At 54.1% G+C, this 26,805-nt stretch carries 25 protein-coding genes and 1 tRNA gene; 11 read left to right on the top strand and 15 right to left on the bottom strand.

The window, feature by feature from the left end; genetic code table 11:
- Positions 1 to 522 precede the first annotated feature (522 nt).
- From FEE96_RS16795 to FEE96_RS16805, 3 genes are all read right to left on the bottom strand, one after another.
- Positions 523 to 1,974: an exopolysaccharide biosynthesis polyprenyl glycosylphosphotransferase gene (locus tag FEE96_RS16795; RefSeq protein WP_138164282.1), complete on the bottom strand. Its 1,452-nt coding sequence runs from the start codon at positions 1,972 to 1,974 to the stop codon at positions 523 to 525.
- Between the two features lie 451 nt (positions 1,975 to 2,425).
- Positions 2,426 to 3,352 carry an ATP-binding protein gene (locus tag FEE96_RS16800; RefSeq protein ID WP_138164283.1) on the bottom strand — a complete coding sequence of 309 codons (927 nt, stop codon included), beginning with the start codon at positions 3,350 to 3,352 and terminating at the stop codon, positions 2,426 to 2,428.
- Positions 3,353 to 3,363: 11 nt separating this feature from the next.
- Complete coding sequence (locus FEE96_RS16805; protein ID WP_212744791.1) at positions 3,364 to 4,758, bottom strand: hypothetical protein; 1,395 nt, start codon at positions 4,756 to 4,758, stop codon at positions 3,364 to 3,366.
- Positions 4,759 to 4,934: 176 nt separating this feature from the next.
- Here FEE96_RS16805 and FEE96_RS16810 point away from each other — a divergent pair, with 176 nt between their 5' ends.
- Complete coding sequence (locus tag FEE96_RS16810; RefSeq protein ID WP_212744792.1) at positions 4,935 to 5,879, top strand: hypothetical protein; 945 nt, start codon at positions 4,935 to 4,937, stop codon at positions 5,877 to 5,879.
- Positions 5,880 to 6,083: 204 nt separating this feature from the next.
- Positions 6,084 to 8,279 (top strand): hypothetical protein, encoded by a 2,196-nt coding sequence (locus tag FEE96_RS16815; protein WP_138164285.1) that lies wholly within the window; start codon positions 6,084 to 6,086, stop codon positions 8,277 to 8,279.
- 168 nt (positions 8,280 to 8,447) lie between these two features.
- Here FEE96_RS16815 and FEE96_RS24000 read toward each other — a convergent pair whose 3' ends face one another.
- On the bottom strand, positions 8,448 to 8,570 hold the full coding sequence (locus FEE96_RS24000) for a hypothetical protein (protein ID WP_281278369.1): 123 nt from the start codon (positions 8,568 to 8,570) through the stop codon (positions 8,448 to 8,450).
- A 159-nt stretch (positions 8,571 to 8,729) separates the two neighbouring features.
- On the opposite strand from FEE96_RS24000, the gene FEE96_RS16820 reads away from it, so the two are divergent.
- Positions 8,730 to 10,400 carry a TniQ family protein gene (locus FEE96_RS16820; protein ID WP_281278370.1) on the top strand — a complete coding sequence of 557 codons (1,671 nt, stop codon included), beginning with the start codon at positions 8,730 to 8,732 and terminating at the stop codon, positions 10,398 to 10,400.
- Between the two features lie 365 nt (positions 10,401 to 10,765).
- Here FEE96_RS16820 and FEE96_RS16825 read toward each other — a convergent pair.
- The 3 genes from FEE96_RS16825 to FEE96_RS16835 form a co-directional block, all read right to left on the bottom strand.
- Positions 10,766 to 10,842 (bottom strand) — tRNA-Arg (locus tag FEE96_RS16825).
- A gap of 35 nt (positions 10,843 to 10,877) precedes the next feature.
- A complete protein-coding gene (locus FEE96_RS16830) occupies positions 10,878 to 11,354 on the bottom strand; it encodes a GNAT family N-acetyltransferase (RefSeq protein ID WP_138164287.1) in 477 nt (158 codons plus the stop codon).
- Positions 11,355 to 11,666 (bottom strand): ETC complex I subunit, encoded by a 312-nt coding sequence (locus FEE96_RS16835; protein ID WP_138164288.1) that lies wholly within the window; start codon positions 11,664 to 11,666, stop codon positions 11,355 to 11,357. It abuts the gene before it with no gap.
- Positions 11,667 to 11,838: 172 nt separating this feature from the next.
- Here FEE96_RS16835 and uvrB point away from each other — a divergent pair, with 172 nt between their 5' ends.
- Both uvrB and FEE96_RS16845 read left to right on the top strand, forming a co-directional pair.
- Complete coding sequence (gene uvrB / locus FEE96_RS16840) at positions 11,839 to 14,031, top strand: excinuclease ABC subunit UvrB (RefSeq protein WP_138164289.1); 2,193 nt, start codon at positions 11,839 to 11,841, stop codon at positions 14,029 to 14,031.
- A gap of 118 nt (positions 14,032 to 14,149) precedes the next feature.
- Positions 14,150 to 14,428, top strand: a complete 279-nt coding sequence (locus tag FEE96_RS16845; protein ID WP_138164290.1) for a DUF4926 domain-containing protein — start codon at positions 14,150 to 14,152, stop codon at positions 14,426 to 14,428.
- Positions 14,429 to 14,571: 143 nt separating this feature from the next.
- Here the strand turns inward: FEE96_RS16845 and FEE96_RS16850 are convergent, their stop codons facing one another.
- Complete coding sequence (locus FEE96_RS16850; protein WP_171021743.1) at positions 14,572 to 14,856, bottom strand: cupin domain-containing protein; 285 nt, start codon at positions 14,854 to 14,856, stop codon at positions 14,572 to 14,574.
- Between the two features lie 208 nt (positions 14,857 to 15,064).
- Here FEE96_RS16850 and FEE96_RS16855 point away from each other — a divergent pair, with 208 nt between their 5' ends.
- On the top strand, positions 15,065 to 15,535 hold the full coding sequence (locus FEE96_RS16855) for an aminoacyl-tRNA deacylase (protein ID WP_138164291.1): 471 nt from the start codon (positions 15,065 to 15,067) through the stop codon (positions 15,533 to 15,535).
- 85 nt (positions 15,536 to 15,620) lie between these two features.
- Entirely contained in the window at positions 15,621 to 16,220 is a 600-nt protein-coding gene (locus FEE96_RS16860) for a hypothetical protein (protein WP_138164292.1), read from the top strand.
- Between the two features lie 94 nt (positions 16,221 to 16,314).
- On the opposite strand, the gene FEE96_RS16865 is transcribed toward FEE96_RS16860, so the two are convergent.
- Complete coding sequence (locus tag FEE96_RS16865) at positions 16,315 to 16,905, bottom strand: rhodanese-like domain-containing protein (protein WP_138164293.1); 591 nt, start codon at positions 16,903 to 16,905, stop codon at positions 16,315 to 16,317.
- A gap of 79 nt (positions 16,906 to 16,984) precedes the next feature.
- Complete coding sequence (locus tag FEE96_RS16870) at positions 16,985 to 17,392, bottom strand: universal stress protein (protein WP_138164294.1); 408 nt, start codon at positions 17,390 to 17,392, stop codon at positions 16,985 to 16,987.
- A gap of 343 nt (positions 17,393 to 17,735) precedes the next feature.
- Here FEE96_RS16870 and FEE96_RS16875 point away from each other — a divergent pair, with 343 nt between their 5' ends.
- Entirely contained in the window at positions 17,736 to 18,293 is a 558-nt protein-coding gene (locus FEE96_RS16875) for a hypothetical protein (protein ID WP_138164295.1), read from the top strand.
- 8 nt (positions 18,294 to 18,301) lie between these two features.
- Here FEE96_RS16875 and FEE96_RS16880 read toward each other — a convergent pair whose 3' ends face one another.
- Complete coding sequence (locus FEE96_RS16880) at positions 18,302 to 18,622, bottom strand: antibiotic biosynthesis monooxygenase family protein (RefSeq protein WP_138164296.1); 321 nt, start codon at positions 18,620 to 18,622, stop codon at positions 18,302 to 18,304.
- A gap of 162 nt (positions 18,623 to 18,784) precedes the next feature.
- Between FEE96_RS16880 and FEE96_RS16885 the strand changes: the two genes are divergently transcribed.
- The gene (locus tag FEE96_RS16885) at positions 18,785 to 19,267 is read left to right on the top strand and encodes a HugZ family pyridoxamine 5'-phosphate oxidase (protein ID WP_138164297.1); all 483 of its coding nucleotides are present in this window, start codon (positions 18,785 to 18,787) and stop codon (positions 19,265 to 19,267) included.
- Here FEE96_RS16885 and FEE96_RS16890 read toward each other — a convergent pair whose 3' ends face one another.
- The 3 genes from FEE96_RS16890 to ettA form a co-directional block, all read right to left on the bottom strand.
- Positions 19,268 to 21,553 carry a glycosyl hydrolase family 28-related protein gene (locus FEE96_RS16890; RefSeq protein ID WP_138164298.1) on the bottom strand — a complete coding sequence of 762 codons (2,286 nt, stop codon included), beginning with the start codon at positions 21,551 to 21,553 and terminating at the stop codon, positions 19,268 to 19,270.
- Positions 21,554 to 22,187: 634 nt separating this feature from the next.
- A complete protein-coding gene (locus tag FEE96_RS16895) occupies positions 22,188 to 22,907 on the bottom strand; it encodes a hypothetical protein (RefSeq protein ID WP_138164299.1) in 720 nt (239 codons plus the stop codon).
- Positions 22,908 to 22,966: 59 nt separating this feature from the next.
- Entirely contained in the window at positions 22,967 to 24,622 is a 1,656-nt protein-coding gene (ettA, locus tag FEE96_RS16900) for an energy-dependent translational throttle protein EttA (RefSeq protein ID WP_138164300.1), read from the bottom strand.
- Between the two features lie 95 nt (positions 24,623 to 24,717).
- Between ettA and FEE96_RS16905 the strand changes: the two genes are divergently transcribed.
- Both FEE96_RS16905 and FEE96_RS16910 read left to right on the top strand, forming a co-directional pair.
- On the top strand, positions 24,718 to 25,278 hold the full coding sequence (locus FEE96_RS16905) for a hypothetical protein (protein ID WP_138164301.1): 561 nt from the start codon (positions 24,718 to 24,720) through the stop codon (positions 25,276 to 25,278).
- A gap of 92 nt (positions 25,279 to 25,370) precedes the next feature.
- On the top strand, positions 25,371 to 25,985 hold the full coding sequence (locus FEE96_RS16910; RefSeq protein WP_138164302.1) for a nicotinate-nucleotide adenylyltransferase: 615 nt from the start codon (positions 25,371 to 25,373) through the stop codon (positions 25,983 to 25,985).
- Here FEE96_RS16910 and FEE96_RS16915 read toward each other — a convergent pair.
- Entirely contained in the window at positions 25,965 to 26,792 is an 828-nt protein-coding gene (locus tag FEE96_RS16915; protein ID WP_138164303.1) for a DMT family transporter, read from the bottom strand. The genes FEE96_RS16910 and FEE96_RS16915 overlap by 21 nt on opposite strands.
- Positions 26,793 to 26,805: the final 13 nt, after the last annotated feature.

Raw genomic sequence — 26,805 nt, forward strand, 5'->3', positions numbered from 1 at the left:
TAAAGAACGGACGATTTGGCGACGCACAGATCATGGGCAGTCTGAAGCAGACAGAGGGCGGTGTGCCGGTCTCAGAGCTTTGCTGAGAGCATGGGATGAGCATGCCGAACGATCTGTTGAAGGCGGCGCTTGGGAAAAAGGATTAAGCCCGCCCACTACCCGACAGGCGAATGTCGGCATGACACCCGCCCTGAAACTAAAACGGCCACATGAGTTCTACTGCTGAGCCCCATTAAAAATTGGGGGGAATTGCCGGAACACCAGTGATCTCCACGCTTTACTGAAACATCGTCCCTATCTCAGTAAGCCCTTTCTATAGCGGGTCGAGACAGTTCATTGTGTCTGGAAAGCGTAGCCTCGCCGGCGACACAGCGCCCCGATCAACGTCGCCGGAGGTGAAGGATCTGCGCTCCGCGCCATTGGCTTTGAAAATATGCGTCGCCGATCTAATCCTACGAAACTGTCTGCTCAAAAGCATGGTCGGAGGTAAGGAGGCAGATGTTGGTTCTTTCTTAAGCAGCCTCAATAGGCTCCTTTGCTATGGAAAAGGCTCAAAGGCGTGCGAAAAAGAATTTTTACGTCCAACCAGAATGACCAGTTCTCAATGTAGAACAAATCGTGTTCAAATCGCTCCACTAGCTTTTGCGCCTCATCTATTTCGCCACGCCACCCGTTGATTTGAGCCCAACCGGTGATGCCAGGTGGCAAACGGTGTCGAGCCGAGTAACCCTCAATGATTTGGGTGAACCGTTCATGTTGACTAGACACTGCTTCGACCGCATGGGGACGCGGCCCAACCAGTGATAAATCCCCACGCAATACATTGAAAAGTTGGGGCAGTTCATCGATCGAGCTGCGCCGGAGGAAGCGACCGATGCGGGTTACTCGGGGATCGCCTTTTACCACCACCTGTTTGGCCAATGGATCTGACATTTCGGTATACATCGTGCGGAACTTAGTAATCTCGATAATTCGATTGTTATAGCCATGCCGAAGTTGTCGAAACATTATGGGACCGGGGCTATCAAACCGGACCGCAAGGGCTGCAACAAGGAGTACAGGCCACAGCACAGCCAAGGCACAAAGAGCAAAGAAAACGTCAAAGAGGCGCTTGATCAGTCGGCACTTTGGAGAAAAGCTACGCTCCAGTTTTCTCATAAAGGCAGCCTGACCGGATGGAGAAAAGGTATAGTCCTTGCTGTAGTTCGACAGGCCCACCTCGACTGGAAGGACGCGGAATTCATCCAACAGCCATTTGATGCGCTTTTCTGCGGTAAAGGGAAGGGTAATTATGACCAAATCAATTTCCGAGGAGCGAACAAAGGCGACTAGGTCCTCATATCCCCCGATCTTTGGAATTCCTAATATTTGCTTGGGCGATCGCGTATCGTCACGGTCGTCGAAAATACCATACAGGCGAATATCATTGACTTGCCGGTCGCCCAGACTCCGGATGAGGCACGCAGCCTCCTCTCCGCCGCCCGCGATGACTGTTCGACGCGCAATTAATCCCGTTTCGACGACCCATCTGACAACTATCTGGGCACCAAACCGGGTTGGCACAATAGCTATCGCCAGGCTAATCACGGCTGCCGAGAATGCCAATCCATGGCTCTCAATCGGAGCCAGAGAAATTAGTCCGATGACCGGAGCAATCACACACAAAACTGAGCGTGCGATGAACGAGGCCCGATCAGTCATCAACGCACTGCTATAGCCGTTGGTTATCGCCATAATGGTGACAAAAAGAACAGCGCCCAGTCCGGCCCACCCCCCAACGATCAAAGGAGCGAACCCATCGATCGACGTCGAGCCATAAAGCGCAAACCAAAAAGCCAATGTAAAGACTGGGAGGTCAATACATGCGGCCACGCAAGTCAGCCAAAGAGGTTCCAAAGCTCCGCGCTGCAGCCCAAAGGCTACATTTTGGGAAGCTTCGTTCAATTTGACCGCATGTCCACCCGCACTAGTCATGTTGACGGTTCCCCATACATTAGTTTTCCAGATCAGACGGTTTAGCCCGCAGCATAGCTATCAGCCCTTAAGGCCCAGTTATCGGAAACAAGACTGCTTACTTTCACCGAACTGTAGGGTTGGCTTCAAAACCACTTCGATAGGGAGTTCGCCTGCTACTGACCTCGGTGTAGGTCACAGGCTGTCAACCCGTCTCGTCCGGCATGATTTGCAACGAGTGAATTATGCGCAGTGGCTGCCAATGGAGCATAAGTGTGCACGAATCATTAGCTTCAATCGACAGATGGTGGCGCAAGTAGTTGATAATAAATCAATATGTTCACACCTACTTTGTGCCAAACACCATTAGCATGCACGTTGGAAGTATAAGCATGCACACTATGATCAAAGAAAAGGCCCGCCAAATGGCGAGCCGGGCACATCTTCTTTAGACCATTTACGACTGTTCCATTTATCCGCTCAGGTCGAAGAGCTTTTTCGGATCAAACGCTTCCATGAAATCTGGCGCAGTGAACGGCGAATAGTCTTTGGAAATTCCGGTTCTTGAAGCGTACTGCGCAGCAAAGTGTTGTACTCTCAGTTGAGTTTTTCCCTTCAGTTTCGCGTCAATCAACGTCTCGGTCAGAAGCTCAATGACAAGGCCCCATCGATGTGAGCTGGCATGATCAAGGCGAGCCAAGAATTCGGGTGTGACAATCTCCTCAATTTCGATTTGAACTTGATCCGCGAAAGCAAACAAGAGCATGACCAGCTGCTCCTTATCGCGCTTCAGTTTGATGGTACTGAAATGAACTGGGGCCAGGAGTCTATCGAGTTGCTCGTAAGACTGAATATATTTGGCCAGAGATGGCACCCCTGACAGGATCAACATCAAGGGCCAGCGTGGCTCTTTCATCATAGATTTGAAGCTGTCCAAAAATATTCTGTTCGATTTAGCCCCTTCGTAGAATACATGCTGGCATTCGTCATAGTGAATTCCGATAACACCTTGTCCTTCAGCCTGATCAAGAACCCTCTCCCAAATATACTCTTGGGTACGGGTCCCTTTGATTTCATACCCGAGGGCCTTCAGCGTCTTAATGCCGAGATCTTTGAACGTAACGCGCCCAGAAAGCAGGCAACTAACAACCTGTGCGGGTCGCTCATCTGGCATGAGTGTCGCACTGTCATTGAAGTCTCTGATCAGCTTCTTCATCTCACGTGATTTTCCGACTCTCGAATCTCCAGTCACTACCAGCCCACGCACCTCCAAGTCGCTGATTTCTTGACTTAAGTAGTAATCTTCCACACACTTTTGAAAGGCCACTCTTAGCTCTTCTGCCCTTGGCAGATTTAGGTGAGCGGCCTTAAGTTGCGCAGCGACTGCAATCTTGTCCATATTTACAAAGCTCACTTGAACGTACCTTTGTTTTTAGGTCGACCGATTGGCAGCAATTTTTGTTCATGCTGTCTTGTGTTAGGGAGAACGACGGGCTCTGGTTCTTGAACTGAATAGATTGGTACTTCGCCCTCGTCATCGGCAGTCGCGTACTCAACTGAGACAGCGGTCAAACCGTCATTCTGATGATCTATTGCTGCACCGCCATCACCAATCGAAAGAACACCCGGACCATTGAGGCTGGAATTGATTTCGCCGGGTTGTACCGTTCGACAATCATCGAATGACCGAACGATGCGGGCGCCTCCAAACACGTGGCTTGCTTTTGTTCGACATTCATCAAAGGTTGAGTAGCTCCGAGGCAAGTTGTTTTCGACGCCAATCCTTCTGAGCTGGTCAAATCGCTTGCGTCGCGTCGACGCGATACGATCTTCATGGATTTCTGTGACGCCTGGATGCTCCCTGCGGTGGGCCTCAGTTAATTCAAGCACTTCCGGAACAGTCATATCCGCAAATGCCGTAACCTGAAGCTGAAGCCGAAATTCACCTGCGACCCGTGGAATGATTGCAGTAGCTTCATTTACGTTATCGGGATCGACAAAAACAGAAACCTTGGTCACTGCATTGTCGTCTACGGCAATTTGAAACTCCGGAGAGTTGAACCAAATCCCTGAGAACACCCGAACACCTTCATCATTCGGCGTAACTTCGAGCTTCCAACCCAGATGAATTCGCCGTTGGTCTTCATCCATCAACTTGAAAAGGCCGCGCGTCTTATTGAGTTCTTTGATAACCTCAGCAGGGCGCCGTCCACCCATTCCAACACCCATATGGCGCAAGGATGGATACTCATCGATGAAGAACCGGGTCAGAATACCATAGAGTTCATCTATATCGAGGACGCCATTGGCTTTGGAATCATAGCCAGGAAGTTCGCCCGCTTTTCTGCCAGTGTATCCATGGATCAGTTTAACCAAGATAGACTCAGTTGTACCTATCAAGCGTTCTACGTAGGGCTTGTCAGCAGAAGCATGAGTTCTGACAGCTGTATATGCCGCAACTGTTCCGAGAAGGCTCTGGATGACAGGCTTGGCCCGCAGCCCAACGCCATTATCTGTTTTTACCATCCCTAAACCCATTGGCGGGGCAGGGTCTCCTTCGCAACCGTACTTGGCTTTTTCTTTCGCCTTGTCTCGCGTTGCCATCCTCAAAAGCGCAAGTGTCGCTACAGCTTTTGGCTGATCGCTTACGATCCACGCCAGCGGCATTCTTGTCGCCACATCAATCATCACGAGCAGAGTAAGGCGCGTCCTGATTTCCGCGTCGATTTCTTCGAGCGCTTTTTTGTCATTACTCGACAATCTCTCCCAATAACCCCGTTCCTTTGAAGAAGAGACCAACGACAATTTGCATTCATCTGCTTCGACAAGCTCACCAGGAAACAAAGCGCGAATATCTGTACTGCCACGTCCTCTTTTGTTCCGCCCGTGACGCTCACCCTTAGTTGCGACCAAGTATTCGGTAGGATTGAGCAGGAAAGATCGATGGGCTGTCAGGGTCTTCTGAGATGGGACAATGAGAGGTGCCAGGTCGAAGCATACCAGAGCGGGCTGGATCGGCGCAGCGCATTATGGCGACCGTGCGCCGTGAAAATTTCGATACGCTGGAAAACCGCGTCTTCCACGCCTACGTGCGTCTCGCTGTTGATGCCGCACGTGAATGGCTGCGCGAACATCCCAAGGCAATATCAAGCGATCGCTATGCACAAGTGGAGGGCTTCAGGAAAGCCTGTCGTTCGGCCGTTCGAGCTCTTCGTGATCTGGGAGTAGGCGTTGCAGAAGCCGGCGTGCAACCGAACTATGTCTTGATGCAGGACAAGGCCTACAGGCAGGTGCAAGAAAGCTGGCTCCGTTTGCTGTCGCGTAAGAAGATCGAAGACGATCTTTGGGCATGGCAAGCCGAAACCTGGACTGACTTTTCGGTGCTCGCAATCACTCTGGCCATCGATGAACTGGAGGAAGCGGAGCTTGTCGCACAGTCCCCGATTACCTGGAAGGAAGAAGCTGTTGGCGGGCGGTGGTTTGAGCAGGACCGACCGATTGCTGTGTTCTGGTTAAAAAAGACCGGCCGTATTGTCGAAGTGCGGTCCCGCCCTGAAAAACCCGGGGCTTTGTTGAGTGCAGCACGGGCACACGCAGCGCTGAGGATTACCGATCCAAGCCGGTCTGATGTGCCACGTAGGGTCGCTGTCTGGACGCCCCACGCCATGGAACGGTTGGATCTTCAGGAGGATGCAGCCCAAGCCGGATTGCACCTGCAACAGATCCAGCCGTTGGCTGTGAGTGAGGTGTTGCGTCACGGTTTAATTCTGATCCCGGCCCGAGGGAAGGCACAGGCTGTTTCGGCTACGCGAGGCCGGGCCACAGTTAAGGCGATTGCTCTTGGCCCGGCCGGAGATGAGCTTGCCACCGGATTCAAAGAGGTTCGTGAGTTTGTCCGCGGAGAAATCTACAGGGATACGCAATGACACTGAGGAAAGCCTGCGGTTGCGACTTGAACGGGTGGCGTGACTTCACTGCCAGAAACTGGCTTGTTCTGCCTGGGGAAGAGGAGGAGCGGGGCCCTATTGAGATCGTGGAATGCGGGCCTTTGACGTCCGTCGTTCAAATTGGAGAAGCCGATCCTGCTCATGGAAAAAAGGCTGTTCGGTGGGTAGGCGGACCTCAGGCTGATGCGGCACCGCATGGGATGGGCGGCGGCTGGGGGGGACATCGGCAAGCAGGATCGGCGCGTTGCAGTTAGGTCCCTGCTAACTACCGCAGACGGCGATGCAAGGCAACTTTCTGCTGCCTTTGAGAGCACAGCTAAAGGAGCTGCTTACACGGCAGTATCAATTGATGACGGAGAGGTTGACCCGGAGAAACTGCAGGAAACCTTGTTGAGTGCGCTGGCTGAGGGGAAAGTACGCAATCCGATGCTCGTGTGGCGTCCAGTTCTGGTGGCACTGCATGCAATAGAAACCGGCGTCTTATCCGAAGGTCAGAATATTGCCGTCATTTGTCACAGCAGCAAAGGCTTGTCCGTCCAGAAGCTAAACATTCGACGAGCTGACGGTCGTGGCAGTGTTCTGGCGCCGGAGCGACGGGAAGCAGCGATTTCCGTTCCTGGGGACATTGGCTACGAATGCCTTGTTCAAAACGCCCGCATAAAGGCGCTGGGGCCAGATGGGTTGTCACCAAGAACGGCCCACCGCGCCCTGGCCAAATCGGTCGGCCGTTCCGCATTGGGTTTGGAATGCCGACCAGAGATTCTCAGAATGCCGAACGGAGACTGGGATGTGCTGGAGATGGCGGATGATAGGTCTTTAGTCCCGTCAGCGATTTCAGGCCCTTTGCCGGATCTGAGTGGCTGTGCTCTTGTCTTGGTCGAAACGGTAGCTGGGAGTTCTCTGAGGGAGCGGATCACACTTGAATTAAAGTCCCGTACTAAGCGGCCTGTCATCAGTTTGGAACCCGATGCTGTTGCCCGCGGGGCGCTGGTGGCGGCTGGTAGAGCGGGCGACGGTGACCCGGTGTATTTCGATTTTCTTCCGGTGTTGTCCACAATCGTGTTCGGGAGTGATGGTGCGCAGAGCTTCGACCTCATCAATGCCGACGAAACCTTAGAGGCAGGCCGAGTCTACCGCAGCCCTGAGCCTGCCCAATTTGCAATTCCTGCAGGTCAGCCCAGCGTCTCGGTTTTCTTGCGCAAGGAGGCAGAGAGCCGACCGCGAATGGCGACTGTTCCTCTTGAACAACAGCTTTCAGCCCCCACGCCGGTTTCACTCTGGGTCGAACAAAAGCCAGCTTCCGGGCGAGCCCGCATTGTACTGGAGGCAAGCGAGCTTGGTCGCCAGTTTGCAATAGATTGGGACGAGGCTCTTGAGGATGAGCGGAGCTGGGAACAAATTATTGCCGATCTGGAGACGCCCCCTCCTGCGGTCCCGGATCGGCTGGTGTTGAAATGTGGTATGCACCCTTGGGAAGAAAGCACCCGATCAGAAGGTCTGTTCAGTCTTCTCGAGGCTGAATTGGAAGCAGGGAAGGTGGATTGGGCCACGTTCGCTTCGAAGTTGGCTGCCCGCCCCTTCGGTGAATATTGCATTTCAAGTGACGGAATACTGCCCAATTCTATTCCGCCGGAGACCGTCAATCGGCTCGACCAGCTTACCGAGATGGCAATGAGGGAGACACAGGCACGTATCGCTTCCAAGCCGACAGCTGCGAATAAGGACAATGCTGCCCTGCAATTTTTGACATGGCAATTCCGACGCTGTCCGAAAACCGTCGCGGATTGGCTGATTGATTGCGCCGGGTACAGGTCCTTTCCAGTAGGTAGCCATCCTTTCGTGCAGTACCAAGCAAGTTGGATCCTGATTTTTCAGGGCCTTGGCCGAATTGCTTCCGATGTAGAGACCGAAAACCGGATCATCCAGTTGTTAATGTCGATTAAACCGGAAACTTGGAGCTGGCGTATCGAAAGCGCGAGTATGGCCTTCTTGCTGTCGAGGTCAGACAGCGCCCCATTGCTATTGGATCCAGACGACTTTGAACGGCTGGTCAAGCAGGCCGTGGCAGACTTTAGGGCCAACCTTCACAGCAATTATACAAAATTCAACTATGCACCATTCTTGACTGCTGGATTGCTACGCTACCGGCTTAAAGAGCCAATGGCGCTACTGCTGGGGCATGATCCTCTCGCTGGGGATCTATTTAGGGCCATTGAAGCGGCAGAAACGGACCTCTTGCGTAATAGATCAAAGAAAGATCCCGGTTTTAACAGGAGAAAGGACAAATTTCTTCCCATTCTGGCAGACTTGAAGACCTACCTTGAAGGTGACGATGGCAATCCTAATCTGCTTCTGGATATCTATGGAGCAGGCCCCTGAATTGGGGGGAGGATAAATGCGATCTGGTCGCTTCAGCAACATGGCTATTTAATAGAGTTTACCACAGTAGACGGCTATCAAGGACTATTGGCTTTCGTCTTGGTCAATTTGGATAGTTGTTTGCAAGCCGCATCAACATCTGTGGAAACGTGGTTTTTACTCATCTCTTCATACCGGTTGAACCAGCGGCTGGTTGGCGGATGTCTCAGAAAAGGCTTCAATTGGCCTGAGGCGGCGTACGGCTTTGTTGATGGCGTGGATGATCCTTTCTTCTGTGATGACTTCATCCATCACATTTGGAGTATCCGCAGCAAGTGCAGCTCAAGCACCCATTGAGTATTTCAGCCTTCCTCTGATGGACTGTGGTGAAACCCTCAGCCATAGTGGCGTCACCTCTGCCTAAATACGTAGTTCGCTCCATCTGTGCCAAAACCACTCCCCCTCCGCGCTGTGCCAATCCACAGGGAGACAATCCCGTCATTTCTGTCTCGAATGGCGGCACTAAACGGCGTCTGTTCTGCTGACTTCGCCGTCGATATGGGCTTTTCACTCAAAAGGGTTATTCATCTCGAAGAAACTGTTTTGCGTGACCTCGCTGCATGTGGCGGTCTGACTGATACACAGCTTGAAGAACTAATTTCTTGGACCGGGCGAGGCATTGGCGATGTCCGGATGATCTTTCGAGGTGAGTTTTTTGTCTCTCGTGCGCTCAGGAAGCCGATCATCCGAGGCTGTCCTATCTGTTTGCGCGAAGATATTAAAACTGACAGTGCCCGCCCTCTCACTCAAATGGCTATGCGTGGGGACTGGCAAATGCGAGAGGCCAGTCTCTGTATCACGCATCGCCATCCCTTAGTGCAGCTTTGGGAACACCGCCGCCCCGAAGATAGGTATGATTTTTCATTGCGTTTCACCGGCATCCTGGAAGACATCAAGGACGGTAGGTTGGAGCGTCCACGTGTGACACCTTCGCCATATAACTGGTGGCTCAATGCTCGCCTTGAAACTGGTGCAGACCATACGTGGCTCGCCGGCCAATCGCTTTATGCTGCAACAACATTTTGCACACTTCTGGGATCAGAACTTTTACGTTTGAAAGATCCTACCGGTTTGGATGTAGCTGCGCATCGGCAGCTCGCTCAAGCCACGGGCTTTGAGATAGCCCACCGAGGAAAAGCTGCTATCCGGGATGCATTAACCGAACTCGCTGCACTTGCTGATGGCTCCAACGACACGCCAAGTAAAGCCTTTGGAAGGCTATTCGGAAACTTGAGTCAGATCAATTTGAGTAGAGATGACTTCGCTCAATTCCGCCAAATACTACGGGACTGCATCGTCGATATCTGGCCAGTTGCTGCTGGGGAAAGCGTTTTGGGGATTATCCAGCCTGAAAGGCAACTACATTCAGTCGTTACCGCTGCGCGAGAAGCAAACATAGGATCGGCCCTACTTGAGCAATTTCTGGTCGATGCCGGTGCGATTGATGCAGACGATGATAGACCCACCTCCCGAAAAACCTTCAAAGCCACAGCGTATGCTGACCTGCTGGCGGAAGTTCCAACATTGGTAGGCCCCACCGAAATGCAGCGAGTGATGGGAGCGACGCAGGCTCAACTGATGTCATTGGCGGAAGATGGTGTGCTGGCGCCCCGGATCAACATCCCCACGGTCAACTCGCCGTGGCGTCCGACTGACGGCATTGCATTGATTGCCGAACTTCAAGAGTTGTCTGTCCCAATAGAACCCTCTGACAAACGGTGGGAAGGAATTCAGCAAGCCAAGAAACGCTCTGGTGCGCGCGTCGGTGCGATCATCACCTCGCTTCGTGAAGGCAAACTTCAGCTCGGTCGACGCACTGATCTTGAGGGATATGCCGGGTTTTGTGTTTTGATGGAAGAAATCGACCAGATGAGTCGTCAAAAACAAGATCCTGCTGAACTCACTTTTCTGACTGCCGCTGTTTTTAGCCGGCCCGTTGGCATGCGCACCCAAGGGTGGTTCGAAAGACTTGCGGCTGCGGGTCACACGCCTGCAACACGCAGGCCCCACCCGAAATGGGGGGGGGTGAACGGGTCTATGTCTCTCCTTCTGATATCGACGACTTTCACAGACGCTTTCTGACTTCTACGACCATGGAAACAGAGTTCGGACAACATCGAAGAACTCTGCTTGCGAAACTGAAAGCCGCAAAGGTGAATCCCTTTATGCCAAATGGAGAGAGTTACGGTGCTCTTTACCTCCGCGAGGAAGTCGAAGCTGTCCTTAGATGACTTTTTAGTTCGGCCCTTGATGCGCCCGGGAATGCACGAAATGCGCAACGAGCGTTACTAAACACCCAATCCAATTGCAGCGATCAGCACGAATGCACCCAACCGCCGCGCGGAATGGTGGATGGTGCAAAAACAAACCTATTGACAAGCGGTTTGCATGAAAGCGGGCGATTTTGCACGCTTATGCTCCATTGGCAATGGCATTTAAAAGAATACTGGCGATCCCTGAAGGACTCGAACCCTCAACCTGCTGATTAGAAGTCAGCTGCTCTATCCAGTTGAGCTAAGGGACCGCTTGATGCCTGTTATGGCATGGGTTCAGGGGGGGTCAAGACGCGCTGGACAAATCCAGGTACATAAATGTCGACAAAGGGTCTTCTTCATAGGTCGAAAACGGTGGGCACTCGACAAAACCAAGCGTCGCATAAAGTTGGCGCGATGGTCTGAACTCTTCGGCCGAGCCGGTTTCCAGGAAGACACCTGTCGCAGCTTCTTTTCGGGCAAGAGCCACCAGATGCGTCAGCATTGCGCGACCGGCACCACTACCGCGCGCCTCTGATACGGTGTGCATGGATTTCAACTCCAACGCACCACCCTCCAGAGATTTCAGTGCCCCCATGGCAATCGCAACGCCGTCCTGTCGCAACAGAAAAAGCCGCGCACCAGGGGCCTCCAGATCGGATTGGCCCTGTGCGTGGCAGCTTTCAGCTGGCGATTGAGATGTCATAAGCGCCAAATGTCGATGGATCAGCCGCGCCGCATCCGGATCACCGGCCGGGGCCAATGCAATCGTAAACTCGGGCATTTAGTGGGTCCAGACACCACGTCGGTCGGTGGCAAAATTTGCACCATATCCGCCGGGTCGCACATTGGCTTTACGCGTTTTGGGCTCAACCACCTGTGCGTCGATGCCGTGTGCCTCAGCATAATCAACTGCAGCTTCCTTGCTATCAAAGCGAAGGCGTACCTGTGTCTGGGTGTCACTGGACGATGTCCAGCCCATCAGCGGATCCACTTCACGCGTATTGGACGGCGCATACTCCAGCACCCACTTGCGTGTTTTTGCCATGCCCGATGTCATTGCATTTCTGGCAGGCTTGAAAATCCGCGCTTGCATCGCAATCTCCTGATAAATCACTGCCCCCTATATGCGCAAAACAGGGCTGCGCGGCAAGGTACCTTTTGTCTCACTTCGCCCATGATTTGCCGCAGTTTTTTATCACCTGTACGAATCCGCTTGAACAAGAACAAAAACAGATCAAAATCGCCCGCCAGACAGGAGAGCCAGTATGCCCTATGCCCATTCCGACAAAACCAACCCCGGTATGGGGGAAACGGATGTGCGTGACCGGCCCAAGCTGGAGGGCGGCAAGGCCTTTGCTCTGAACACCGAGTTTGATCCTGCTGGCGATCAGCCCACCGCAATCAAAGAACTGTCGCAGGGCGTGTTGGACGGCGAACGCGATCAGGTGCTGCTGGGGGCCACCGGCACCGGTAAAACCTTCACCATGGCCAAGGTGATCGAAGCCACGCAACGCCCGGCCATCATTCTGGCCCCAAACAAAACGCTGGCAGCACAATTATACGGCGAATTCAAAGGCTTCTTTCCGGACAACGCCGTCGAATACTTTGTCTCGTTTTATGATTACTACCAACCCGAAGCCTATGTCGCGCGCTCCGATACCTTCATCGAGAAGGAAAGCCAGATCAACGAACAGATCGACCGGATGCGCCACTCGGCCACCCGCGCGCTGTTGGAACGTGATGATGTGATCATCATCGCTTCGGTGTCCTGCATCTACGGTATCGGCAGCATCGAAACCTACGGCGCCATGACCCAGGATCTGAAGGCCGGCGAAAGTTATGACCAGCGCCAGATCATGGGGGATCTGGTGGCCCAGCAATACAAACGCAACGATCAGGCCTTCCAGCGTGGCTCGTTCCGTGTGCGCGGCGATTCTCTGGAAATCTTCCCCGCCCACCTGGATGATCGCGCCTGGCGGTTGTCCTTTTTTGGCGAAGAACTGGAAACCATCACCGAATTTGACCCGCTGACCGGCGAACGCACCGGCACCTTTGAACAGATTCGCGTCTACGCCAACTCTCACTACGTGACCCCAAAACCAACCCTCAACCAGGCCGTCGTCAAAATCAAAGAAGAGCTGCGTCAGCGGTTGGACCAGCTCAACAACGAAGGCAAACTGCTCGAGGCGCAGCGGCTGGAGCAACGCTGCAAATTTGATCTTGAGATGCTGGAGGCCACCGGCCACTGCAACGGCATTGAAAACTACTCGCGCTATCTGACCGGCCGCGCCCCCGGCGAGCCGCCCCCCACCCTGTTCGAATTCATCCCCGACAACGCCATTGTTTTTGCCGATGAAAGCCACGTCTCGGTGCCGCAGATCGGCGGCATGTACAAAGGTGACTTTCGGCGCAAATCCGTGCTGGCGGAACACGGCTTCCGGCTACCCTCCTGTATGGACAACCGCCCACTGAAGTTCGAGGAATGGGACGCCATGCGGCCCCAGTCGGTGTTTGTTTCAGCAACGCCCTCCAAGTGGGAGATGGAACGCACCGGTGGTGTGTTCACCGAACAGGTGATCCGCCCCACCGGCCTGCTGGACCCGCCCGTTGAAATCCGCCCCGTCGGTATGCAGGTTGATGATCTGCTGGATGAGGTTCGGATTGTCACTGAAAACGGCATGCGCACGCTGGTCACCACCCTGACCAAACGCATGGCCGAGGATCTGACCGAATACATGCATGAACAGGGTATCAAGGTCCGCTATATGCACTCAGACATCGACACGCTGGAACGGATCGAGATCCTGCGTGACCTGCGCCTTGGTGCCTTTGATGTGCTCATCGGCATCAACCTGCTGCGCGAGGGTCTGGATATCCCCGAATGTGGTCTGGTCGCCATTCTGGACGCGGATAAAGAGGGCTTTTTGCGCTCTGAAACTTCGCTGGTGCAAACCATCGGCCGTGCCGCGCGTAACGCTGACGGTCGCGTCATCATGTACGCCGACAAGGTCACCGGCAGCATGGAGCGCGCGCTGGGTGAAACCAACCGCCGCCGCGCCAAGCAAGAGGCCTATAACATCGAGCACGGCATCACCCCAGCCACGGTGAAGAAAAACGTCGAGGATGTTCTGGCTGGTCTCTACCCTGCCGACACCGACATGTCCCGCGTCACCGCCACCATCGACAAACCGATGCACGGCGCCAATCTGGAAGCCGTTCTGGACGGGCTACGCAGCGACATGCGCAAAGCCGCCGAGAACCTGGAGTTCGAAGAAGCCGCCCGCCTGCGCGACGAGGTGAAACGGTTGGAAGCAGTGGATCTGACGATTTCCAACGACCCACTGGCCCGGCAATACGCGGTTGAGAAAGCATCGGAAGCGGCAGTTAAGTCGCGCGGGCGGTCCACGGCTGGAAGGTCGGGGCAACGAGGCGGGAATGTGAAGCGGCGGGGGCGGTAGCTAACGTAACAAGAGGGCAGCACCTGACCTTGGGTGGGCGCAAAGCGCCTTCCCGTGGGGAAGGTCAGGCGCTGCCCGTGCGAGGCACGGGCATTGTGCGTTCTAAGGAGATCTTGAAATGATCAAACAATATGACAGCGTACAACTGAAATCCCCAGCCAATCCGTCACTGATAGATAGCACTGGAGTGGTGGTGGATGTCCTGTCAGAAAATCCCCCCTTCTACACCGTCGAATTCATAAATAGCGACGGCAGCACACGGGCGCTGCTAGACCTTGCCGCCGAGGATCTCATCTTGCTGTCTTCCTACACGCCTGCCCCAGCCACTACAGTCTCACAGTATTCAAGAGCAGCTGCTGTTTGGAAAAAGCTCAAACAGATCGTCGCCAAGCGCTAAAATTTCTATCTTCCTCAGCTAATCCCTCGATCCGCTTTCGCCTTCTGCCCACTCGGCACCACCGGGCAGCGCCCCACCCTTCCCGTTAAACCTGAAATTTGCCTTCGGGAAAACGGGAAGGCGCTGCCATCCTAGCCCGCCCCCTACTTCAACTCCACCTCAACAAAACTCATCACCTCATCGCCGATGTTGATCACATTGTGCTCCACGCCTTCCTCGCGCCGATAGGCGGTGCCGGCGGGCACGACGACTTCGCGCATCTCTCCACCCGGCATGTCCAGCCGCATGTGGCAGTCGGTGACGGCAGTGATCACATAGTCCATCGCGTGGGTATGCCAGCCTGTCTCTGCCCCCGGTTCAAAATCAAACCGCGTCACCCGCACCCGTGGGTCATCAATCATCTGTATTGCTGTGGCCTCAATTGCCATTATGTTTATCCTCCATCTATTGTTCGCAACCTAGCGGCCAACCAGCCGGCGCTATACCTCCAGTTGACGCGAAAACACGGACCAGTCCTGCCCCTTGCCCGACTCGCACAATCGGGGCACACTAGCCCCCTACCCTCAATCACCGGCGCAATGGCCGCGCTGGTTGGATGGCTCTGCGGCCTTGCGCCTTCGCAAAACGGAGGACACCATGACTATTGCCGCACGCCTGAAACACCACCTTGATGCGCAGGGACTTCCCTTTGACATGATCTCGCACCCCTATGCCGCCACCGCCAGTGGCTGCGCCGAAGCTGCGCATGTACCCGGCGATCATTTGGCCAAATCTGTACTGATTCATATGGAAGAAGGCCCAATGCTCGCGGTGGTCCCGTCAAACCACCAGGTTGATCTGACCCAGTTACAGGCGATGATGGACCGGCGCCTGGGGCTGGCCGCTGAACGCGAAATCGAGGCCCTGTTCGATGATTGCAATCTTGGCGCTGCCCCACCGGTGGGTGAGGCTTATGACGTGCCGACTATTGTCGACAACAGCCTGTCCGGGCTGGACAAAGTCTGGTTCGAAGCAGGCGATCACAAAACACTGGTAGAAATGCAGGGTAAACATTTTGACCAGCTGATGCAGGGGGCAAAACACGGCTCGTTCTGCACCATGCACTAAAGGCAGCATCTGTCGTTTGCGCTCCTGACAGCAGGCTTGCCGCCTGCTGTATTCAGGCTATGCTCAATCCACAGAGGTATTGCGTATGTTTACAACAGTTTTTCGTTTTCTGCTGATTGCAGCCCTTGCCACCGCTCAACCGGTTATCGCCGGCGAGGGCGGCGGAAACGAAGGTGGTGACCGGGGCGGTGGCTTCAGCACCAGCACCCTGAATGGCTCGGCCACCAGTCGGGTCGTGGATATTCTGACCCGGGGGTTTGGCAAGTGTAAACGTTTGCCAAAAATCTACCGCTATGACTGCTACTGGAAAACATACAAAAAAGCCCAGGATTTTCTACACGGCAGCCTGGTCTACTCACAGGCCCACAAGGCAATATCGGAGGTTGAAGACACCCTTCGGCTTGTGGTGCGCAACAATGTGGATCCGAGCAAGAAACCAGTCCGGCGTGGTCTAAATACCTACCGGGCCATTAACGAAGCGGCTATTCCCGAAGCCAAAGCCCGTACGGAGCGGGCCATGGACCAGGCTCAAACTATTTTGCTGCGGGCTCCGGATAACAAACAGGCGCATTTTGCCCGCATCGCTGATGCCGTCAATTCCAACAAGGTTTTGCTTCGGTCCGCTTTGTTGCCTGGTGGCCTATTGCGGTTCGCTTGGTATCTGATGCAACTCAGGTCGGCATAACGACTTCGATACCCATCTGAGCATAAAAGCTAAAAAGGCAGTGACGACCCATTGGGAGCAGTCTCTGCCTTTTCTTCTATGAACGGGGTTCCGCTTATTCGGTGACCGTCAGCCCCAACATCCGCCAGTTCTGCATCCCGCCGCGATAGTAGAAAATCTTATCAGCGGGATATCCAGCGGCAATCATATTGCGCGCAGCAGTTGGCGACTGGCCACACCATGGACCATTGCAAAACAGTGCCACAGGCTTGGCAGCCTGACAGTCAAACCCGTCAAAATCAATCTCACAGCCAAGCTCGTCCAATCGATCAGAGGCCTCGGCAAACGGAATATTGACCGCGCCAGGGATTGACCCTCCAGCAAAGTTAGCAACAACCCTGCTGTCGACCACCATAGCCTCTGGGTCGACCAACATATCCATGAGTTCAAGTTCACCAATCGCCGTCACGCCTTCGGCAGGAACCATGGGCTGTACGCAAAACGGCGGACAGGCCCGCGAGGTCCGGGCCCAATTTTCGTCAACCCGGTTTTCGGTGTCCTGAACACGGGAAATTCCAACCGGGCCGTCTGGGGTCTGCACCGTGACCTCATTGATCGTCTTGGTGATCCCGACCGTTTCCGCCAACGCACACCCAGCACAGGTTACCGCAACACCGACAGCCGCCAGCGCATGAAATATCCGCATTATCTATCCCTTCCATTTTCACGCACCCAAGCACGTCCGAGCGAACTACTCAACCAGAGCGCAGATAACCTACTCTTGTTTACCGCACTACATGCACAGCACAGGCCGCATGACGCACCACTTGGGAAGCCGTCGAACCAAGTAACAGATCCTGCATTCCCGGACGGTGTGACGCAATAATGATCAAATCCGGGCTGTTGGTCTCAGCCCAGTCCAGAATTGAACGCCCAGAGTGACCTTCGATAACAACCCCAATTGCATGCGGCAGACTGGCTGCCAAGCTGTCGAGCTCTGTTTGCAGCGCGGCCCTGGCCTGCGCCAGATAATCAAGGGGCATATATGAAATGGCATAGGCCGGAATATGCTCCACCACATGCAGCAGCGTCACTGCTCCACCCTCGGTACACAACAGCTTGGCCAATTTGAGTGGCCCATTTATATCGCGGTCGGGATCAAAGGAAATCGGCACCAGAATTTTATGATACATCAATAGTCTCCTCTCTTGCGGTTTCAGGCTATTCCACAGACGGGCAACTGACCTTGATACAGGTCAGCCAACGCTAAAATACAACTCGTCAGGAAATTACGCATTTGTTGTTGCCCAATACCTTGGTGTAAATATACTCGGCTCAGTCTCACATAGCCGACCCAAGACAGAATTCAGCATTGGGCACACCACTATTTAGCGCTTCGACTTCAGTTAGCGAACGCCCAACCGGTTCTTCAAACGCGTAGTGCGAAACATTATTGGGCAGTTTGTCGGACGAAGTAGGCCTGTTTGATAACGGCAGGCCAAAACAACTGTTTTAATTAGTTAAAGGCGTACTCACATGTTTGCCCACTCTCTAAAAATTCTATTGGTCCTATCGCTCCCCACAATTGGCGTCGCTGCATCCAATCCTTCGCCAAACGAGGCGGGAACCATACAACTGGCGATGTCTGACACTATAACCAGCAAAGTCGTATTGGTATTGCAGGAGGGCGGCGACGAATGCCGTGGCATCCCGAATGTTTACCAGTTTGATTGCTACCGGCAGATGTTCCGCCGCGCCGGCTCGTCCGTCAGCAAGTTCCCCGATTACGGTGAAGCGCGCAAAGCGTTCCGCCATGTTGAAAAAACCCTGAAAGCGGTGCTGAAACAATACCCGGACAAGGCAACGGCACCGCTACGCAGCAATGGGCGCACCTACAAACCCATCCAACCTGATGCGGTAAAGTCCGCCTCTGCGGCTTTTGAGCGTGCGAGGGCTGAGGCCACGACTATTCTGCTACGTGCCAATGGCCCGATCAGAATTCACTACGAACGTATTGCCTCAGTTGTCGGCTCCAACAAATTGATCATCCGCTCGCAGTTGTTGATGCAGGTCCTGTTCAAGCATCTGACATAACGCTGGTGTCAGCCAAAAGTGTCGGCAACGTCATACATCACGGGCTCAAAACTGCGGCATAATTCGTGTATTTTTCGATTTCGATCCCGCATTTCCTGGGTTCTCAGCATTGCCAGAAAATCCTCACGCCGGTTCCACTGGGAATAGTTGGCGATCCGGGTTTGGGCGTCATTGACGTGCAGGCCCGCCGAAATAAACCCGGGCTGTTGTGAAATGAATTCAGCATAAGCTTCGGTCAGCGCATCCAGCAGATCCTGGCAGGTCCCGGGGGTCATCTCAAACGTGGTGATGACCGTCTGGATATCAGCAGCTTTGGCGATTGTTGGCATTGGCTCCTCCGTTGAATGGGTCCAGCCTAACCGAAGACATTGCAAAAGCAGAAGAGTTTTCAGCAATCCGCACAATAGAAATGAAGCCTGTTGCGCGTGTTTTGACTTGTCTGTCGTTAGCCGATGGATAACATCACGTCGCACAAGTGGAACCGCCAAGACATGACAAACCCAATTCGACCTACAGACAACGAAGCCCGCGCATTGGCACAATCCCTGATGGTCAATGCCCGATTTGCAGCATTGGGCGTTGTAACAGACGATGGCACACCTCTGGTGACCCGTATTGCCTTTGGCCTGTGCCCACAGGGCCGTCCTGTTAGTTTGGTGTCATCCCTGTCAATGCACACCCGCGCCCTACAGGCGAACCCAGCTTGTTCACTGTTGGTGGGGGAACCCGGTGACAAGGGCGATCCCCTGACCCATCCTCGGTTGAGCCTGATCTGCCGCGCTTCGTTTGTGCGTCATGGTGAGGACGGATACAGCGAACTGGCCGCACATTATCTGCGCGACCATCCCAAATCCAAACTCTACATCGGGTTCAGCGATTTTGCATTTGCCCAACTAAATGTAATTGAAGGCCATCTGAATGGCGGCTTTGGCAAGGCTTTTCACCTGACCGCCGAGGATCTGGGTCAGAGCTGATCATTTATCCATACGCATGGTCACCTGTACTTCTCCATGTACGGATTCTTCCCAAACCAAATCTATCTGATCCCGGTTGCTTCCCTGCTCCAAATCGACATAGGGCATCGCATAACGGGACGAGCCACCACTGGTTCTGATGGCCCCCAATGCAATCACGCTGTCCACGCCGCGTGATCGACCGCCAAAGGGCAACCCATCGTCAGGATCAATCGTCCAGGTTTTGGTCGCAGACGATTGATCATGCCGCACGCGCAACGGGTTCGAAACAGCGGCACTGACATTGTGAAATGTATTACCCTCAAAAAACACGTTTTTGGTGCGACTGAAGTCCAGACTGGAAAAACTGGTATCCACCTGCTCGGCACGGTCAATTGACCCATTGATTGAACGGAACTTATTGCCGCTCACGGACATCCCGTTCAGGAAGTGGTCACTGCCGTAGGGCTTGATCACAATGTAGCTAAACCACGGTGCAACATCCCCTGACAGAAAGACGTTGTCGGTGATCGACAGCGAACTGAACGAGAACCCGGCGGTGAAATCCGGAGTTGAATCCAGCTCATTGGTCCATTCGATAAAGCAGTTATCGACATAATTGTCCGACACCGTCGTTGAACAATAGGTGCTGGAAATCACCAACCCAGCCGTGCGAACACCGTTTGCAACCGTATCGCCTTGAAAGAAATGGTTGCCAGTCACCGTGTTGTTCTCACCTGCCAAGATAGCAAAATGGCGGAACTTGGTGGCCCTGTTGTTGCGCAGTTTGGCATCATTGGCGTTGACGTTCAGCGCCACGCTGACGCGGTCCGGCACATCGTCGGGCTCCTCCGCAGACAGGAACTGGCAATTGTCGATCAAAATGCCCTGACAGCCCGACCCAATCGACGAAATGCCGCGATCCTTGGGCCGTGAGATAAAACAGTGATCCAGACTGAACACCGACCCTGCCGGGGCCAACCGTATGGCACTGCAATGACTGTTGCACTGTATTTCGACCTCGGTCATGCCAAATTTGCTCAGCGAACTGAAACCGCTGAAATCCAGCATGTATTTGAAATCTTTGAAGGTAAACACCTGCGTCCCGGCCGCATCATAGAGCGGAGAATTCAGCGTCAGCTCACCCGCGCCAGTGTTCTTGGACTTCACATAGACTTCGCGCCCCACCCCACTGCCTTCAACCAGGGCCCCAACCGGAATATTGGCGATATTGGCAACGGATGTCAGGGTCCGCGAGTCGTTGGGATTATAAGTGGCCTGTGCCGTCACGGTTTCGGTATCCCAAACCGCCCCTGATTGCGCCTCGATCTGGCCATTGCGGATTATCCGCCGGGTTGAATAATTGGTCTTGTTGGGCACCGCCGCCTGCATATCCACCGGACCACTCAGACTGACCTTGCGCCCGCCCAGATCCAGCGATTCATGATCTGAATTATTGAGCAGCGCCTGAAAGGCCTTTTTGAACCCCAAGTCTTCGCTGCCAAATGCGGAGGCATAGCTGGGGAAATCAAAATCCTTGGTCAGCAATAACATCTTATCAGTGGGCATTGTGACCGTGCCCTCAAACAATACGTGGTGGTTCAGGGACACCGTGTCATCCAGATAAAATTCACCAGCCGGCACCAGAATACGCCGCCCATCTGCTGCGTCATCTGCGGCCTCAAACGCTGGCGCATCATTGGTTACCCCATCGCCCACCGCGCCAAAGTCAGTGACATCCACCAGACTGAGCATATCGCGCAGATAGGCGCTGGTGATATCGATGATCTCGATATCTTCAATCCGCACCACGCCACCGGTTGGCCCGGTCAGATCCAGCCCCATGTGGCCGTAGGTTGCATTGCGCCCCCAGGCCATATCCACCCCACCGCGCGCACCGGTGCCAATGATGGCACTCACCTCAACCACCGCGCCATAGCTGGTCAGGGTGGTGCTGGGACCCGTTTCAACCACACCGCCAATGTGGCTACCGCCCGACCCGCCAGCCCAAGCGGCAATACGCACGCTGGGTAAGGCACCACTGATCGCCTTGATCCGCGCCTTGACCTGCAAATAACACCCCGGCAGTAGCGGCGTTTGCCCCATATACCGCAGCTTCTGGGTCGAGGCGGTCTTTTGCAATTCCAGACAGCCACCAAAATCCGCATCCGACGGCACAAAGGCCGCGTTAACCGCGCCGTCATAGGTATCCGACCCCGGCGTGCCATCCCCGCTGGACCACTGGTCCAGACCATCCACAAATGCAGGTGGCATCAATGCGACGCCCTCGGTGATTGCCTTGTTCATGTAAAACCCTTTCCAACAGCGCCAATGTGTTTGGGAGTGAGGGTTTAAGACGTCAGGATTAATTCACCCCAAGCACAGCGCACGCTGGGTGGGCAACACCCGGTCGAATACAGAACAGTTGAGCTTTCTTTGGGGTGTGCCACCCAGTGGCCCAGCCCCCGCCTGACCTTCCCCTCGTGGAGTTCAGGCCGGTTCCCGCAGGGACAAACAGTGCGGGACAGTGAGACCCGTCTAGGAAATGATCTGGGGGATCATTTCAGGGTCGAACCGGCGGAGCCGTGAGGCATGAACGGGCGGAGCCCCGCGCACCAACAGATACCCCAAAACGCAACGCTGGCAGGAATTCCCCCTTGGGACGTAAGGCGTAGCCGCACGGCCCGCGCCTGACCTTCCCCACGTGGAGTTCACACTGGTTCCTGAAGGGACAAACAGTCCGGGGGACTGTTTGAAGTGTGGACGGGCGGAGCCCCGCGCACCAACAGTTCAAATCAAAAACACAGTTAGCAGGAGTTCCCCTTGGGGACGTAAGGCGTAGCCGCACGGCCCGCGCCTGACCTTCCCCCCGGGAAGGCGCTTTGCACCTCCCCAAGGTCAGGCACGGGCCTTTTGTTAGGAGCTTTAACTTGGCTCCCACTTACAGTTTGTTCTTACTAACTTCAGGAACGATTTGATTATTCCAAAGGCCGCCTTCGATCATCAAAGTTACATCCAGAATTTTTGCTCTAATAGCCGGGCCGCATCCTTCCCCAACTTTCGCTAATTGGCACAAATAGTTCTCGTAAAATTTCACGTTTTCATGACGTTCATCAAAAAAATTCAACAGCCTATTTTTGAATTTTGATTGGTAGGCACTATAGGATGATTTTTCCTTCAATGCGTTACTCGCATATTGATCAAAAGGCGGAAACTCCACTGGGTTCCAAAAACTACATATTTTGGACACAAGAGACCTTGATTTTGAAACTTGGGATCTTTTGGCTAGTTTGGATAGATTAGGGAGACCGGGTGCTGAATTCGCCTGTTTCGCGAGTTCCACGGCATATTCATCTATTGATTTTGCGTTAATGGGGGGATCTTCTCGAACCAAGTTCATTATGAATTCTCTCCTGCCTTGTGCGAGAATTCGCTTTTTTGCTTGCTCAGAAGAAGAGCCTTTCTTGTCTACAGGACCACCTGGGATATTTCGGGACAGATTATAGTCCTTTGTGAAGGCTGAAAACCGATCAATGCAATTGAGAATAGGGAGTTTGTCAAACCCACTATTGGATAACCGGTGTTCGAAATCATGTTGCCATAACCTCCAATTCGCTAGAGTAAGAGATTCTGCTAATAAAAACTTGTCTGTTGGTTTCATGCTCAAAACTCCTAAATAAAAAGGCCCGCCAAAATAGACGGGCCTTTGGGAATTGCACCTTACCGCACAAACTTCTTATGCTTCAACCGCTTGGGCTCTAGCGCGTCAGCGCCGAGGCGACGTTTCTTGTCTTCCTCGTAGTCTTCAAAGTTGCCCTCGAACCATTCCACATGGGCGTCGCCTTCAAAGGCCAGCATATGGGTACAGATTCGGTCGAGGAAGAAACGGTCGTGGGAGATCACCACGGCGCAACCGGCGAAATCGACCAGCGCATCTTCCAGTGCGCGCAGGGTTTCCACGTCCAGATCGTTGGTCGGCTCATCAAGGAGGAGCACATTGCCGCCCTCTTTCAGCAGACGCGCCATGTGGACACGGTTGCGCTCACCACCGGACAACAGGTTCAGCGGTTTTTGCTGATCGCCACCCTTGAAGTTGAACGAGGAACAATAGGCGCGGGAGTTCACCTGTGCATCACCCAGTTCGATGATCTCAGCCCCACCGGAAATGGCTTCCCAGACGGTTTCTTTGTCGTTCAGATCATCACGCGACTGATCCACATAAGACAGCTTGACGGTATCACCGTATGACACCGAACCCTCATCCGGGGTTTCCTGACCGGTCAACATGCGGAACAGGGTGGATTTACCGGCGCCGTTGGGCCCGATCACGCCGACGATGCCACCGGGCGGCAGATCAAACGACAGCCCCTCAACCAGCTGTTTGTCACCATAGTGCTTGGCCAGACCTTCGACCTCGATCACCTTGTTGCCCAGACGCGGGCCGTTGGGGATGACGATCTGGGCGCGGGTGAGTTTCTCGCGCTCGGACTGCTCTGCCAGATCGTTATAGGCGTTGATCCGGGCCTTGGATTTCGCCTGACGGGCCTTGGCCCCCTGACGCATCCACTCCAGCTCGCGCTCCAGCGTTTGCTGTTTGGATTTGTCCTCACGGGCTTCCTGCGCCAGACGCTTGGCCTTTTGCTCCAGCCAGTCGGAGTAGTTGCCCTCATTCGGGATACCCTTGCCGCGGTCCAGTTCCAGGATCCAGCTGGTGATGTCATCCAGGAAATAGCGGTCGTGGGTAACGATCAGGATGGTGCCTTTGTAATCCATCAGGTGTTGCTGCAACCAGGCGATGGTTTCAGCGTCCAGGTGGTTGGTCGGTTCATCGAGCAGCAGCATGTCCGGCGCTTCGAGCAGCAATTTGCACAGCGCCACACGACGTTGTTCACCACCCGACAGGTTGGCAATCTCAGCATCATCTGGCGGGCAGCGCAGCGCCTCCATCGAGACATCGATCTGGCTGTCCAGATCCCACAGGTTTTCAGCGTCGATCTTGTCCTGCAGCTCGGCCATCTCGTCGGCGGTTTCATCCGAGTAGTTCATCGCCAACTCGTTATAGCGGTCCAGGATCGCCTTTTTCGACGCCACACCCAGCATGACGTTTTCACGCACAGACAGGCTTGCGTCCAGCTTTGGCTCCTGCGGCAGATAGCCAACTTTGGCACCTTCAGCTGCCCAGGCCTCACCGGTGAAGTCCTTGTCCAGACCGGCCATGATCTTCATCAGGGTGGATTTACCGGAGCCGTTGACCCCGACAACACCGATTTTCACACCGGGGAGGAAGGACAGGTGAATGTTTTCAAAGCATTTCTTGCCACCGGGATATGTCTTGGAGACACCCTGCATGTGGTAAACGTATTGATAGGCGGCCATGAGACAGCTCCGTGATGGGGGATTTCTATTTAGCAATTGGTCTAGACAAGCTGCGGGTAAAGGGCAATTAGGAACCTATTCTGAAGGATATCAAGATGAAGAGATTTTTGCTGGTTCTGTGTTGTGTTGCCAGCGGGACAATAGCGCAGGTCACGAATATTGAGGCCCCCGGCAATTTGAAGTCGGAGCATGACGTTGGATGCATCTCCGTCGAACAAGTCGCTGCAGACTTCTCGCCTGCTGATCTGTTTGGTGGCATATCTGAATGCCACCGTGACCGCAGCTATGACAAAGCGGTAGAACTGATGATTGTCGCTCAGCTGCGCGGTGAGTTTGATAAGCTGCGCGTTGCGGACAAGACAGCACATCAAGCGATGCAGGTTTTGGCTCTTCAGACACAGGATGCAGGTGGACGTCGGTACCAAAGGCAAATGCAAGAAGCCTTTCAGCGTTTTGGCGGCACTGGATCGCCTCATCACACCAAACTCTGCCAACAGGTTAAACAACAAGGCCTGCCCAGGCATTCCCCATCTTATATGATTCAGCATGGCATGAAGGCCATTACCGGATTTGAAGGTGACGGTCTGGTGGATGATTTCAATGATCAGCGCGCCTGGGACAATCTGTTGAAGAGCTATCTAAAGTGCTCTGGCTGACCATCAGACTATCCATCTAGCACTCACCCAAGAACAGGCAGCGCCCTCGGTTACACTTGGCTTCCCGGCCAAATATGTGCATCAAGCCCCGGATGAAACATGGCTTTCCCTTTTTACGCCCCGGTATGACCGTTGGGTTGTTGGGCGGATCTTTTGATCCGGCCCATATGGGGCATGTGCAGATCAGCCGAGCGGCGTTGAAACACTTTGGGCTCGACCGGGTGTGGTGGCTGGTGTCCCCGGGCAATCCGCTGAAACGCCATCAGCCCGCACCACTACAGAAACGAATGCAAGCGGCCCGCCAGATCATGCGGCATCCGCGCATCCTTATCAGCGATGCCGAGGCACAGTTGGGGACCCGTTATACGGCGCAAACATTACGGCATTTGCGTCGACTCTATCCCGGGGTACGCTTTGTTTGGTTGATGGGTGCGGATAATCTGGCGCAGTTCCATCGCTGGAAAGACTGGCGCGATATTATGGAAACGGTCCCAATCGGCGTGTTGGCCCGACCGGGAGATCGGATCTCGGCACGGCTGTCTCCTGCGGCGCAGATCTATGCCCATGCGCGGCTAAAGGGGAATAGCAGTCATTTGCTGGCCCATGCGCAGTCACCAGCCTGGTGTTTTATCAATGTGCCAATGGTCGATGCCAGCTCTTCCGCCATTCGCGCAAACGGCAACTGGTCAGCGACGCAGGAGTGCTGACCCCAGACCAGCGCTGACAACCACCAACAACCCCAACCAGGTCAGCATATCAGGCAGTTGTCCAAAGGCCGCCCAGCCCAGCCCCACCGCCGCAATCAGCTGGAAATAGACCATCGGTGCCAGTTTGGTTGCTGCCACCTTGTTGTAGGCAAACAGCAGGATCAAATTCCCCAACATTGAAAACACAGCACTACCGACGGTAAGGGCAGTTGTGCTCGGCGTCAGTTCCGGCAGGTTTGCCAAACCCAGAGGTAGCATTGCCGCAGCAGCTAATAGCAGTTGGATCAGGCTCAGCTCCAGCGGTGATCCGAGATGTGCAAGCCAACGGCCTGTGGTCAGAAATGCGCCATAAAAACTACCTGCGAGCACCGCCCACAAAAGGTTGATAGACCCGCCAAATCCCGGTCTTACAACAAGAATTACACCGGCAAACCCTACCGCCATAAGCAAAGATCGCAGCCAGGTGGTGGGTTCGCGTAAGAACAGTGCTGACAGAACGTAACTGATAATTGGGCCTATAAAAAAGGCTGCAAACACATCGGCCATAGGCTCGGTCTTAAGGGCAGTCTGAACTGAAAAAATGCCACCAACCAAAAACAGGGCACGCAGCCACATACGCCAGTTCTTCAGGAGCAAATAGGCCCGCCGGGGAACAAACGGCAAAAGCAATAGGCTGCCCACGACAAATCGCGACGAGGCAACAAAGGCAGGTGTTGCTATGCCGCTGCTGGTCAACAGCTTGCCACACAGATCCCCAGCAGGGATCATTGACATCGCGACGAACATAAGAATGACTGCCTGTAACATGAGGCTCCCTTAA

This window comes from Parasedimentitalea maritima, assembly GCF_005771405.1.
Classification (GTDB): domain Bacteria; phylum Pseudomonadota; class Alphaproteobacteria; order Rhodobacterales; family Rhodobacteraceae; genus Parasedimentitalea; species Parasedimentitalea maritima.

What these genes read in the sequence shown, in the direction of transcription:
- FEE96_RS16845 (WP_138164290.1), top strand. Translation starts at nt 14,150, where the DNA reads ATGATCAAACAATATGACAGCGTACAACTGAAATCCCCAGCCAATCCG.
- ettA (WP_138164300.1), bottom strand. Translation starts at nt 24,622, where the DNA reads ATGGCCGCCTATCAATACGTTTACCACATGCAGGGTGTCTCCAAGACA.
- FEE96_RS16875 (WP_138164295.1), top strand. Translation starts at nt 17,736, where the DNA reads ATGTTTGCCCACTCTCTAAAAATTCTATTGGTCCTATCGCTCCCCACA.
- FEE96_RS16860 (WP_138164292.1), top strand. Translation starts at nt 15,621, where the DNA reads ATGTTTACAACAGTTTTTCGTTTTCTGCTGATTGCAGCCCTTGCCACC.
- FEE96_RS16890 (WP_138164298.1), bottom strand. Translation starts at nt 21,553, where the DNA reads ATGAACAAGGCAATCACCGAGGGCGTCGCATTGATGCCACCTGCATTT.
- FEE96_RS16865 (WP_138164293.1), bottom strand. Translation starts at nt 16,905, where the DNA reads ATGCGGATATTTCATGCGCTGGCGGCTGTCGGTGTTGCGGTAACCTGT.
- FEE96_RS16855 (WP_138164291.1), top strand. Translation starts at nt 15,065, where the DNA reads ATGACTATTGCCGCACGCCTGAAACACCACCTTGATGCGCAGGGACTT.
- FEE96_RS16835 (WP_138164288.1), bottom strand. Translation starts at nt 11,666, where the DNA reads ATGCAAGCGCGGATTTTCAAGCCTGCCAGAAATGCAATGACATCGGGC.
- FEE96_RS16895 (WP_138164299.1), bottom strand. Translation starts at nt 22,907, where the DNA reads ATGAAACCAACAGACAAGTTTTTATTAGCAGAATCTCTTACTCTAGCG.
- FEE96_RS16910 (WP_138164302.1), top strand. Translation starts at nt 25,371, where the DNA reads ATGAAACATGGCTTTCCCTTTTTACGCCCCGGTATGACCGTTGGGTTG.
- FEE96_RS16800 (WP_138164283.1), bottom strand. Translation starts at nt 3,352, where the DNA reads ATGGACAAGATTGCAGTCGCTGCGCAACTTAAGGCCGCTCACCTAAAT.
- FEE96_RS16795 (WP_138164282.1), bottom strand. Translation starts at nt 1,974, where the DNA reads ATGACTAGTGCGGGTGGACATGCGGTCAAATTGAACGAAGCTTCCCAA.
- FEE96_RS16870 (WP_138164294.1), bottom strand. Translation starts at nt 17,392, where the DNA reads ATGTATCATAAAATTCTGGTGCCGATTTCCTTTGATCCCGACCGCGAT.
- FEE96_RS16815 (WP_138164285.1), top strand. Translation starts at nt 6,084, where the DNA reads ATGCGGCACCGCATGGGATGGGCGGCGGCTGGGGGGGACATCGGCAAG.
- FEE96_RS16880 (WP_138164296.1), bottom strand. Translation starts at nt 18,622, where the DNA reads ATGCCAACAATCGCCAAAGCTGCTGATATCCAGACGGTCATCACCACG.
- FEE96_RS24000 (WP_281278369.1), bottom strand. Translation starts at nt 8,570, where the DNA reads ATGGATGAAGTCATCACAGAAGAAAGGATCATCCACGCCATCAACAAA.
- uvrB (WP_138164289.1), top strand. Translation starts at nt 11,839, where the DNA reads ATGCCCTATGCCCATTCCGACAAAACCAACCCCGGTATGGGGGAAACG.
- FEE96_RS16850 (WP_171021743.1), bottom strand. Translation starts at nt 14,856, where the DNA reads ATGGCAATTGAGGCCACAGCAATACAGATGATTGATGACCCACGGGTG.
- FEE96_RS16915 (WP_138164303.1), bottom strand. Translation starts at nt 26,792, where the DNA reads ATGTTACAGGCAGTCATTCTTATGTTCGTCGCGATGTCAATGATCCCT.
- FEE96_RS16905 (WP_138164301.1), top strand. Translation starts at nt 24,718, where the DNA reads ATGAAGAGATTTTTGCTGGTTCTGTGTTGTGTTGCCAGCGGGACAATA.
- FEE96_RS16830 (WP_138164287.1), bottom strand. Translation starts at nt 11,354, where the DNA reads ATGCCCGAGTTTACGATTGCATTGGCCCCGGCCGGTGATCCGGATGCG.
- FEE96_RS16885 (WP_138164297.1), top strand. Translation starts at nt 18,785, where the DNA reads ATGACAAACCCAATTCGACCTACAGACAACGAAGCCCGCGCATTGGCA.